Annotated in this window: 10 protein-coding genes; 9 read left to right on the top strand and 1 reads right to left on the bottom strand. The window is 38.7% G+C overall.

Annotated elements, in window-relative coordinates:
- Positions 1–57 precede the first annotated feature (57 nt).
- Positions 58–609 carry a chloramphenicol phosphotransferase CPT family protein gene (locus J7E85_RS16085; RefSeq protein WP_215159417.1) on the bottom strand — a complete coding sequence of 184 codons (552 nt, stop codon included), beginning with the start codon at positions 607–609 and terminating at the stop codon, positions 58–60.
- A 2,316-nt stretch (positions 610–2,925) separates the two neighbouring features.
- Between J7E85_RS16085 and J7E85_RS16080 the strand changes: the two genes are divergently transcribed.
- The 9 genes from J7E85_RS16080 to J7E85_RS16040 all read left to right on the top strand — a co-directional run.
- Positions 2,926–3,660 carry an SDR family oxidoreductase gene (locus J7E85_RS16080; RefSeq protein ID WP_215159415.1) on the top strand — a complete coding sequence of 245 codons (735 nt, stop codon included), beginning with the start codon at positions 2,926–2,928 and terminating at the stop codon, positions 3,658–3,660.
- Between the two features lie 61 nt (positions 3,661–3,721).
- Positions 3,722–3,973: an acyl carrier protein gene (locus J7E85_RS16075; protein ID WP_215159413.1), complete on the top strand. Its 252-nt coding sequence runs from the start codon at positions 3,722–3,724 to the stop codon at positions 3,971–3,973.
- Position 3,974: 1 nt separating this feature from the next.
- A complete protein-coding gene (locus J7E85_RS16070) occupies positions 3,975–5,192 on the top strand; it encodes a beta-ketoacyl-[acyl-carrier-protein] synthase family protein (protein ID WP_215159412.1) in 1,218 nt (405 codons plus the stop codon).
- Positions 5,193–5,198: 6 nt separating this feature from the next.
- The gene (locus J7E85_RS16065) at positions 5,199–6,404 is read left to right on the top strand and encodes a beta-ketoacyl synthase N-terminal-like domain-containing protein (RefSeq protein ID WP_215159410.1); all 1,206 of its coding nucleotides are present in this window, start codon (positions 5,199–5,201) and stop codon (positions 6,402–6,404) included.
- A gap of 20 nt (positions 6,405–6,424) precedes the next feature.
- A complete protein-coding gene (locus tag J7E85_RS16060; RefSeq protein ID WP_251035769.1) occupies positions 6,425–6,892 on the top strand; it encodes a 3-hydroxyacyl-ACP dehydratase FabZ family protein in 468 nt (155 codons plus the stop codon).
- A 17-nt stretch (positions 6,893–6,909) separates the two neighbouring features.
- Entirely contained in the window at positions 6,910–7,620 is a 711-nt protein-coding gene (locus J7E85_RS16055) for a thioesterase II family protein (RefSeq protein ID WP_215159406.1), read from the top strand.
- Between the two features lie 21 nt (positions 7,621–7,641).
- Positions 7,642–8,172: a MauE/DoxX family redox-associated membrane protein gene (locus tag J7E85_RS16050; RefSeq protein ID WP_215159404.1), complete on the top strand. Its 531-nt coding sequence runs from the start codon at positions 7,642–7,644 to the stop codon at positions 8,170–8,172.
- Positions 8,173–8,282: 110 nt separating this feature from the next.
- Positions 8,283–8,798 (top strand): thioredoxin family protein, encoded by a 516-nt coding sequence (locus J7E85_RS16045; protein ID WP_215159402.1) that lies wholly within the window; start codon positions 8,283–8,285, stop codon positions 8,796–8,798.
- Positions 8,799–8,821: 23 nt separating this feature from the next.
- On the top strand, positions 8,822–12,199 hold a 3,378-nt coding region (locus J7E85_RS16040), incomplete at its 3' end, for a condensation domain-containing protein (RefSeq protein WP_215159400.1).

Here is a 12,199-nt window from a genome sequence, read left to right as displayed (position 1 = left end):
AAACCGTCGATAGTCTACTTGTTCGGTTATGAATTTAATTGCGATCTAAATAGATGACTAATGTTGTGTGTTTATATGGTCTAAAAGGAGGTTAGCGCATTCAGAAGTACTCATTTTCTTTGTATCTAGTATTAAATCATATTCGAGAAAGTTATGGATGATGTTGTAATGGGAGCGTGCCAATCCTCTCTCTCGATTTCCTCTGCTTACTTCTCTGCGTTCAAGCTCATAAATAGGGCAGTTCAAACCAACGAAGTATACTGGGTGTTTTTGGGTGAGATCTTTGAGTCCCTCTGCAATTTTAGCTTCTCCTATAATATGATCGACAACTACATTATTCCCTAAATGAGAAAGCAATGAAGTGGTCTTTGAGAATAATTGCATAATAGTAGGCCCTAGTATTTCATAGACGTCAGAAGAGATATCATCACTTTGATTAATAAATAATGAAGGAAGCAAGCTTCCATAAAAAGTGGTGATTTTTTCGTTAAAACTATCTAAGTCCAGGTAAACATATGGATCAATGGAAATTTTTAAAAACTCCTTTGCCAAACTCGTTTTTCCAGAACTGGATGCACCGTTAATGATTAATATTTTCCCCTGTTTCATTTGATGTTCTCCTTTTTTCGATACTGTGTAATATCAAGCTTCTGCCGATGGAAATCTCGTAAATTATGCCAAGATTTTTTTAATCCTCCCTCATTGTAATTGCCACAAGCAGAGGAGTACAAAGTTTTGTATTCCAGTTATTTTTTTGAAATATTTTACAGTTTTAAATGTTGGCAACATTATTGTTATTCGAATCTCCATATGTATTTGGTGTTTTAGGACGGGCGATTGATGGAGCAATGGTGTATTGATGCTAATGCGTTAAAGAGAGTGTAAAAGGCACTCTAAAGAAGAAGATGCCTGTTTTGGCAGACTCACTTTTCGAGACGTTAGTTGAGCACCAAATCATGATTCGTTTCCTTTGGAATGAGAACGCATTATATGAGGAATCTGTTCGCAAGCTTATTGGGCGTATCAATCAATACCTGGCTTGTTACAAAGAAGAGATTGAACATTGAAATTTTTCAAAACATGTAGTAAAAGGATTAAGGATATTTACGTTCTTGCTGAAATGGGGAACAAAATGGAGCAATTTCCTAAAACCATTCATCATACATCTAGATCTGGTTTCGCCAGGCAATTACTAGAACGTTGATCAAAAACAGTGCTATCACAGTAAAAGGCAATCTTCACATCACATGTTTTGTGCTAAGTTAATTGGGTAATTTTAAAATCGAAACACTCGGTTATCCATAAAGTTCTGACCGTAGCCTTTCGTCAAAGGAAGAATAAAAGTACTAGTCGCACTAGTCAAAAAGATGTAATGACCTCTAATAAATTTCTAAATACTAAGCAAGTCTACTTGAGGAACATACCTGCCAGGTCGAGAAACTTCTCAACTTTAATGACGGGGTTATTCATTCCTACGAAATTCTTCTCACAGATGGATAGGTAGTACCTGCCCATAATCTATTAGAGGACCCACAGCAGGGACGAGAATACCCTACTTTCTTCATTTGATATATGGCTATATATATTGAACTATAAAATTGGATAAGCAGAGAAAGGGTGATAAATTTGGTGAAGCGTCAAGCTTTCGCCTTTGCGAGCGGTTTGCACCTGACCGACAATAAATAACGGATATTTATTATACCCTTATGTCACAAACAAACCTTCCACTTTTTCCTATAATAGCGGCTATTATTCCGTTATTGATGCACATATCTCCAGATTCGCCTCCAACAATCGAAATTAACGGTAGTATTGGAAATATTACCAAATAGTCGCATATTTTCAAGGTCTAACTCCGAAATACCGCAATTCCAAGTAGAGATCATCAGTCTTGTGCAGCAACTTTAGTTAAAATCTTCAGTTCAATTTTTGCAGCGTCAATTTGTACGAACACGTTTATAGAGCGAGTCATTAAAGTAGTTCTTAATGACTACAAAGCACAGATCTCAAGAAATACAGAATCAGGTTGATCCAGTGTTACTCTAAGATGTTTTTTCAGTATTAGTCGTTCTCAAGCTTCACCGCAACGTTAAAAATCATGTTTGTTTACAGAAGTATAAATGGGCAACCTTTCGCAAATCAAAAACAGGTATTAACGGTCATGTGCTCATTTGCCTATGAAGTATGATTTGAAAATGGAGTACTATGTGACTAGTCTAATTAAATACCCTATCATTTAGTTGTTAAATATTAACAAACCATTTGAAGGAAGTATGGTTTCACTCGTTTAAAAAGTACAGGTTCGAACGCAGAAAAAGCGGATGAAACCGCATAAAGCTCGTTCAAACTCAAGACGTAGAAGGCCTTTTACTCTAACCGCTTTGATCTGTCTATAATGAAATAGTTGAGATGTAATACAGTCGCTAGGTGATTGAGTAGTATTTCTCCTCCTTGATACAGAGAAGGAAAACAATAGAATATAAAACACTTCCATATAATACCACTAGGTAAGTAATATGTAAACATAAAAGTATTTTGTTGATTTTAAAGGAAAAAATATGTATATTTAGTAATGTTGTCGAATATAAGGGAGTTATAGTTTATAGGGTTTAAGTAACTAGCCTCTCGGAATTAGAGTTTAAATTACAGGTAGTCAGCACAGGGAATAATATTTGTGTCTCAATGTAAAGCCGCTCCAAACGTGAGTGATAAGAGTCACACACCCTGCTCGTGTATTTTGCTAGAGTTTGTAAAATTCATGTGTTTTTAGAAATTTGATCAAGTTTTCATTCTTTAATATTTCTCAGAATCAAATATGGAAGTAATGAAAATACCTCCTACAGAAGTAGGAGAATACCAAGATTGATGGTTCAAGGATCCCTTGTCCCATCTGTCTTTATTGAGTGCAATTATTAGGGGGGAATTATGGGAAACAGAATTTTAGTTACCGGCGGCTCTAAAGGAATAGGACGAGCAACTGTTCTTTCCTTGGTTAATGAAGGGCATCACGTTGCGTTTACTTATCGGGAAGATGATGAGGGAGCCCGGAGTTTATGTAAAGAAGCTGAAAGTTTCTCTGGGACGGTTTTTGCAGTTAAAGCCGATGCAAAAGATTATTCAGCAGCGTGCAAAGTGATTGAGGAGATAAACGCGAAGTTCGAAGGCATTGATGGCATTGTCGTCAATGCTGGAGCGAATAAGGATAAACCATTCTTTTTGATGTCGGAAGAAGATTGGGACGAAGTCGTCGGCACAAATTTAAAAGGTACTTACAATTATGTGAAAGCTGCAATTTACGGTATGATCCAGCAAGGTTTTGGGAGAATTGTATGTGTCAGCTCCGTGAGCGGCATGATCGGGGTACCAGGGCAGGTCAATTATTCCGCATCAAAAGCGGGTCAAATAGGGTTTATCAAAAGCTTGTCAAAAGAAGTTGCGAAATATGGAATTACTGTAAATGGTGTAGCTCCTGGTTTTATTGATACAAATATGTGGGAAGCTATGAAGCCTAATCAAAAAAGGAAGGTATTGAACGACATTCCCGCTGGAAGAGTTGGAAGCCCTCAAGAAGTTGCAGACGTCATACAGTTTTTATTGTCTTCAAAAGCAAGCTATATCACGGGGACTGTAGTCGTTGTAGACGGCGGGCTTTCTTCATAGAAGATATTTTGTGATTTATAGGTGCCGGATTTTATAAAACTTATAAAAGGAATGATTAATCATGTTAGATCCAAAAATGAAAAAAGATATTGAGAACGTTATTGCTCAAGTAACGGAAAATGATAACTTTCAAGGCGATGATAACTTTATAGATGATTTAGGGATTGATTCGATGATGCTGTTGGAAATCGTTGTTCGTGTGGGAAAAATTATTAATATAAAAATACCAGAGCAATATATTTCAGAGCTTCAAACTTATAATGATGTAATTCGAGTAGTCTCAGAATTATATGCAACCAATAAGGAATTGTAAGATGAAGAAGAGAGTTGCGATAACCGGTCTTGGTGTAGCAACGCCAATTGGCTCAGGCACTGAAAAGTTTTGGGCTAATATGCGTGAAGGTATAGTCGGTACGGGCCCAGTCTCTTCTTTTGATGCAACTGTTTATGGGGAATATAACAAGGGCGGAGAAATAAAAGACCTAAATCCTAGTGATTATATGCATATTATTAACCCTCTCGAAACAGGGAGAACTACCCAATTAGCCGTTGCAGTTGCGCGAATGGCTTTTGAAGATGCGAAGTTAGATGTTTTCAGTTATGAAAGGGATAGAATTGGGGTTTGCTTTGGCACCACGATGGGCAATAATTCTATCGTTGAAATGTATCATGACTTAGAAGTTAAAACAAATGATTCTATTAAATGGGATGTTATGAAATTTTATCCTGAAAATTATATATCGGCGGCTGTTTCCCTTGAATTAGGTTGTGAAGGGCCGTCTTTGATGGTTCCTACTGCTTGTGCTGCCGGTAACTATGCGATCAGCAATGGAATGGACCTCATTCAGGATGGACAAGCGGATGCAGTAATCGTGGGCGGTTCTGATGGAATGTCGAGAGCTTGTTTTACGACCTTTTATTGTCTGGGAGCAATCGACCCTACGGTTGTTCGGCCATTTGATAAAAATAGGTCGGGCACAATTGTAAGCGAAGGCGCTAGCGCGCTAGTTCTAGAAGATTATGATAAAGCGGTTGCTCGTGGAGCGAAAATTTATGCAGAGTTGTTAGGGTACGGATTATCTTGCGATGCAAATCATCCAACTGCGCCACATCCGGATGGTTTAGGCGCAAAATTAGCGATCCGCAGAGCTTTGGATAAAGCAAATATCAACCCGGATGAAGTATCTTATATCAGTGCCCATGGTACAGGTACAAAAGCGAATGATTTCACAGAATCGATTGCTATAAGAGATATTTTTGGAGAAAAGGCCGATCATATTCCGTCTAGTTCTATTAAATCCATGCTAGGCCACACTATGGGGGCGGCAAGTGCAATTGAAGCGGTAGCTTGCACACTTGCCATAAGAGATTCTGTTGTGCCGCCAACAATGAATTATGTGGAGCCTGACAATAATTGTTTAGTGAATATTGTTGCAAACGCTGCGGTTTCCGCAGATGTTGATATTGTTTTAAGCAATGCATTTGCTTTTGGTGGAAATATTTCAACTATTATTATCGGGAAAGCGAGATAAAAAACTATGACTCGTGTTGTTATAACGGGGGCTGGAGCCGTTTCTCCTTATTCAACTAGTTTAGATGGGTTTTGGGAAGCGCTGAATGGGGGCAGCCTCCATAAACAATTAGAACTGGTGGCTGGCTATAAAGCAAGAAAACTTGTGGATTGGGAACCGCATAGCATTATAGGAAAGAAAGGCATTCAGTTTTTGCAACCTAGCTCCAAATTTTTGCTGGCGGCAGGAAACCTTGCGCTGCAAAATGCGCAATTGGAAGAGAATATGCCTTTACCGGAACATTTGGGTGTTGTTGTGGGGAGCAACTTTGCCGGTCTTACGACAGCTTCGAATTACGATTTTTCCACGATTACGGAAGGACCGCATCTAGTAAGTCCAATGCAGGCTCCTAATGTATTGGCCAATGCGCCTGCATCTAATTTAGGCATCCGCCTTCAAGCAAGAGCAGCAAATATAACCGTTGGGAACGGACAGTGCGCAGGAATAGATGCTATTGGGCATGCAGCAAGATTAATTAAGAAGAATCAAGCAAACTGTGTCGTGGTGGGCGGAGTTGCTGAAATAAATGAAAGAATCATGAAAATATATGAATCTTTAGGAATAATTTCGGTTGAAAATGAAGAGTATGCAGGCCAGCCTTATCATCCTTTAAGCAAAGGCGTTGTGCCAGGCGAGGGGGCTGCTGCACTAGTTTTGGAAAGCTATGAAAGTGCTGTACAAAGAAATGCTGCGATATTGGGCGAAGTTTTTGATTGGACTAGTCTGTTTTGTAGCGAGAACAGCTTTGAAAGAAAAAGCCTCTGTTATTCAAAAGCAGTAGCTAACGTGCTTGCAAAATCGGAACTAACCGCTGAGGAGATTGATCTCGTATTTTCTTCAGGAAATGGTTGCCTCAAGCAAGATGATGTTGAAGCAAATGCTTTAGTGAGAAACTTTGGTTCAAAATTACCTGCAGTTAGTGCTGTAAAAAGAAGCTTTGGCGAGCTGTACGGGGCAACTGGCGTTTTTCAAGCAGTCGGCGCAGTGGAGTCTTTTCGAAGAAACTCTGGTCCGAGCAGCGCAGGTTTTAATGGCGAGCATTTATACGGGCAATTGGAAAACAGCATGGGAAGTAAGGAACAACGCATGGCAGACCCGCGCAAGGCATTGCTTATGTGCCAAGATGTATTCGGCGCAGTCAGTGGCGTAATCTTGTCAGCATATCAGGAATAGGAGGTAATAAATTGGATTATATGAGTTTCGATGAAATAAGAAATATTTTACCGCAATCATTTCCATTTATTTATATTGATGTTGTAGAAAAGTTCGACGAAGGAGTATGCATTGTAACTCGAAAAAATGTTAGCGGTGGAGAACACTACGTGCAAGGACATTTCCCTAATCGAGTGATATACCCTGGCGTCTATATAATTGAAGGAATGGCGCAATCCGCCATTTTACTGCATAAATTAACCTTCATAAATGATTTTGAGCAAGGCGATAAAGTTCATGTTTTAAGTGAAGTTAATGCTAAATTTCTCCATTCAGTAGCGCCGGGGGACACCATTCATTATGAGTGTAACGCCATATTATTGTATAGCAAAACGGGGATGGTTGAAGTAAAGGCGCTTGTTCGCGATAAACTGATTGCCAAAGCTGAATTGAAATTTGCCGTGGTGGAGAATATTAATTCCGCTGCAAAGGATAAGGTTACTATTTAAAGTTTGGAGGTATATTAGTGCCTGACGTGAAGTTATTCTGCATACCCTATGCGGGAGCAAGCGCGAATATTTTTTTAAGATGGAAAAGGTTGCTGCCGGAATGGATTGAGCTAATTCCAATTGAATTATCGGGACGTGGAAATAGATTCGGCGAACCGTTGTATTCTTCGATTAATGAGGCGGTTAACGATATATTTTCATTTCTTCAGAATGACATCGATTCAAGGCCATATGCTATTTTTGGACATAGTTTAGGAGGACTTATTGCTTATGAGCTTTGTCACAAAATAAAAAATATGGGTTTTCCAAGCCCCGTTCATCTTTTTATATCAGGTAAAAAGGCTCCCGGCGTTAAAGCAGATCAAGCTCCGATATCTAATCTTCCTGAAGAGCAGTTTCTCAACGAATTAATAAAATATAAAGGCGCACACGTCAATGTTTTTGAACATGAAGAATTAATGGAGTTGTTTCAACCCATTTTACGTTCGGATTTTAGATTGGCTGAGCTCTATACTCATTCTGATCAGCCGAAGCTCGATATAGATATGAGCATTCTTTATGGCAGTAACGATGATTATAAATATTATGAGTTATCCGGTTGGAAGGATTACACCTCGAAGGCTTTCAAAGTTACTATCCTGCCAGGGGATCATTTTTTTATCATCCATAATCTAAAAGATACTATTAATATTATTCAACATACCTTAAAAAACTATTCTCAAAACTGAATAGGGAGAGGGTGCGCTTTCATGTGGGAAACAATAATAATAGTTGGTTGTTACTTTATATCCTGTTTATTGATTATTAGTGGAGCCCTCAAAGTTGTCTCTGTTCAAAAGTTTTCAGCGTTACTTATAAACTCTTTGAAATTAAGTAATAAACTTAGCTTGGTTTTTGCCATTGCTATTTCTTTATTCGAAATAATAGTCGGAGCAATGATTTTGTTGCATCTTTTTATCGAAATCGTTCTCTGGTGCGTATTGACGTTTATGATTGCTGTTACTGTATTCGTTGCTATTAAGCTATTCAAGGGACAAATAGAGGAGTCATGCGGTTGTTACGGCCAGTTTATAGATGAAAAAATTAGCTATTCAAAATTATTAACAAATGTTTTTAATGTTTTGATCATAACAACTGCAATAGTAATTGATTTTAATTCGATTAATATCCGGTTCGATGAAAATATCATTTATATTATTAGTTCAATTATACTAACTTTCCTATATTTGTTGCTGCTTAAGCTAAAAAGCTTTTATTCATCAATGGATCAGTTGAATTAATTATCGTATATTCCTCGCATTATTTCTTCAACTACTCATGCATGAGTAGTATATCCCCTGTTTGTTCAGCTGTTTCACTATACCTTTTAGATCCTTAAGGAGGAAATGTTTTGCTGGGAATGATTTCATTTTGCATTTCGGTTGTATTTCTTTTTCTATTTTATGCACAAACAAAAACGATCAATAGACTGTTCAAATTAGTACTATCCAGAACGAGCGGTTATGAAATCGGAACATTGTTACCAATGGATAGAGTTATTTTAGAGGCAAAGAGCTCCTCAATTTCCGTTCCTCTTGAAAATATAAGAATTGTTATTTTTGGGAGTGCCGGCTGTAAAAAATGTTTGAACTTACTGAAGGAAATAGCTAGAAGCAACCATCTTCAGGATCAAATATTAATTGTTTATTTAAGCACAGACGAGAATGGCGGCAAGTATGCCTTAGAAGGAGAAGCTGAAAAATTACAGTTTGTCATCATTGATAAATCTTTAAAAAACAATCTTAAATTAGATGCTTATCCGTTCTTTTACTTCATTAATGATGAAAAATATATAGAAAATAAAGGTTTAGTAGAGTCCTATAAAGATTTGCTAACGATGTATGAAAGATCAAAAAACTACTTTTAGTATAACAGGAGGAACAAGTAAAAATGTTGTCAAAAGTGGAGTATGAAAATTTACATGGCTATTTAAAGCGAAATAGTTTTTCTAATAAAGGCATTATTATCATTGATGATAATGGCAGTGATATATTTCTTGCGTACAACACGCTTTATGATAAAGCGAAGCGTTTACTATACCATTTACAGGGCAGCGGAGTTGGGAAAGATACGGAAGTTATTTTGCAGCTGCATCATTATGAAGACTTTTTAATATCTTTTTGGGCTTGTATATTGGGAGGAGCCATTCCGGTTCCGGTTAGCGTCGCAAATAATACGGAGAGATTAAACAAGTTGCAAAAGATATGCAGCCTGCTAAAAAATCCAATTATTATTTGTAATAATCAATCGTATAAAAGTATATCCCCTCATTTAAACGACATTAAACTAGTCAACTTTTCTGCTTTAGATCATACCGAGACATGTTACGGCAAGGTGATTGAGGATCAAGCGCCTGATGAATTGGCTTTTATACAATTCTCCTCCGGCTCCACCGGCGATCCGAAAGGCGTTATGGTTACTCATGAAAATGTTATTGTTAACGCGAACGCCATTGCAAATCGTACAACAATGAATCAGCACGATTCAAGCTTAAGCTGGATGCCTCTTACCCATGATATGGGTCTTATCATGTGCCACTTACTTCCCGTCGTTTACGAAATGAATCATAGTCTGATCAACACTTCTTTTTTTATTAGAAAACCGGTTGCGTGGTTTGAGTATGTAAATGTCTATAAGCCAACGATTCTAGCATCTCCAAACTTTGGATTTAAGTTTTTTTTGAATAATTTGAAGAAAGACAAGCACGATTGGAATCTGTCCAGCGTCAGAGTAATTATTAACGGTGCGGAACCGATTTCTATCGAGACATGCACTGACTTTATTCGCACTATGTCAGCTTACAAGCTGAGCAGCGACGTGATGGCAAATGGTTACGGACTGGCGGAAGGAACTGTGGCGGTTTCGATTATTAATGCTAAACAGGGCCTTAAAGGTTATTCTCTTGACCGTCGAAGCCTTGCGATTGGAAACCGGGTTAAGTTTGCTGATCCGGCGAGTTCATATGGATTGACATTTGCAGATTTAGGGAAAGTTATCGAAAATTGTGAAATTAGAATTTGTAATGATGATGGGGCTGTGCTCGAAGATTTGGTAATCGGCCATGTTCAGATTAATGGCAAGAGCGTGACCAGGGGCTACTACTTAAATGAGAAATCCACTTCTGATGTGCTGACGGAAGACGGCTGGTTAAGAACAGGCGATTTAGGCTTTATGGATAGCGGAAATCTTATCATAACAGGCCGATTCAAAGACATTATTATAATTAATGGGCAAAACTACTATCCTCATGATATTGAATCATTAGTTGAACAGATTGACGGAATAGGCTTCGGCAGAGCAGCGGTTTGCGGTGCGTACAATGAAAACAAGCAAATGGATGAGATTATTGTTTTTGTCACGCATTTAGGCGAAATTGCTGAATTCATTACACTTTCTGAGCAGATAAGAGCAAATGTGCTGCTTACAGCCAATTTGCACCTAGACCATGTCATTCCTCTAAAAAGAATACCAAAAACAACGAGCGGAAAAATTCAGAGGTTTTTATTAGCTTCACAGTATCAATCGGGCAAGTTTGATAAAGTTTTGAGCGATATTGGGCAACTAGTAGGCAGTAACACAGATGTATTTTATGAGAAAACAGATGATTATAATATTGAAGAACTTAAATTAATTTGGCTAGATCTATTGAAGACGCTGCCACCAAATAGCCAGTCCAGTTTTTTTCATTTGGGCGGAAACTCATTGTTAGCTGGTCAGCTGTCGGCCAGAATCGCTCAAAGATTTAAGGTGAACGTATCCATCAGCGACATTTTTCAACACCCAACTTTAGCAGCAATGATGGTACTGATTGCAACGGCTGAAAAAACGGCTTATGAGAACATTAAGCCCGTAGCGGCACAAACTTTGTATATTGCGACATCTGCTCAGCGACGACTGTATGCTTTGCAGCATATGGATGTGGAAAATACGCATTATAACGTGCCTTATTTCTTTATTATGGAATCCGAGCTGGATAAAAAGAAGTTTGAGAAATCAATTAATACCCTCATCTCTCGACATGAGGTTTTTCGTACATCGTTTGAAGTTATCGGTGAAGATTTATTTCAGAGGATCCATGAGACAGTGCCCTTTGCGGTTGAGTACTTGGAAGCGGATGACTCGGATATTGATGCCCGGATTGCAGATTTTGTGAGGCCGTTTGACCTAAGCGAGCCTTCGTTGTTGCGGGTTTGTGTGATCAAGCTGCAATCCGGCCAATATTTGTTGTTGATCGATATTCATCATATCATTTCGGACGGCATGTCAGTTAGTATCATTGCGCGTGAATTGTCCCAGTTGTATGCGGAGAAAGAGCTGCCGGACCTGAAAATCCAGTATAAGGATTATGCAGCATGGCAACAAACGAATGCGGCAAGCGAAGAAATGCAAACACATGAAGCATATTGGCTGAATACTTTTGCAGACGGTGTGCCGGTTTTGAATCTTCCGACAGACTATGTGCGACCGGTAATGCAAAGTTTCGATGGCGACCGTGTCCGCGTGCGAGTGCCAAAGGAAGTTACCCAAGGACTGCGCCGTCTCGCTCAGGAAAGCGGCAGCACTTTATATATGGTACTCCTTTCAGCATATAGTACCTTACTCGGAAGATATACAGGCCAAAATGACATTGTTATAGGGACTCCAATTGCGGGGAGAACCCATGCTGATGTGGAAAATATGGTTGGCATGTTCGTAAATACACTTGCTTTACGCAGCCAGCCCGAGCTTAATAAATCTTTTAATGAATTTTTGCAAGAAATGAAAGAAATCACTCTAGCTGCTTTTGAGCATCAGGAGTACCCTTTTGAACAATTGGTTGATAAGTTAAGCCTCCAAAGGGATATAGGAAGAAATGCAGTCTATGATGTAATGTTTGTATTGCAAAATATGGAGATGAGGACGCTTGAGATTGGTGAAGAGAGGCTTTCTCCATATTTAGCGTCTAATCAGGCGGCCAAATTCGATTTAACTTTGACGATGACAGAAGATGCCGAAGAGATTGAGCTTGAACTGGAATATGGCAGCAAACTGTTCCGAAAAGATACGATTGAAAGAATGGCAGCACATTTATTAGTTTTATTGAATGAAGTGCAGAAGGACTCGGAGGTAGCTTTAGGCAGCCTTGAGCTGGTAACCGAGGAAGAAAAGCAGACGCTGTTGTACAGCTTTAATGCGACAGAGGCTGCCTATCCGAGAGAAAAAACGATTCACGAGCTATTTGAAGAACAGGCTTTGCGTACGCCTGCTCAAACGGCAGTTGTATTTAAG

The sequence above is a fragment of the Paenibacillus sp. ISL-20 genome, from assembly GCF_018613005.1.
In the GTDB taxonomy this organism is placed as follows: Bacteria; Bacillota; Bacilli; order Paenibacillales; family Paenibacillaceae; genus Paenibacillus_AQ.
The sequence above is the reverse complement of the archived record's forward strand: the minus strand, read 5'-3'. Positions and strand labels throughout refer to the sequence as shown.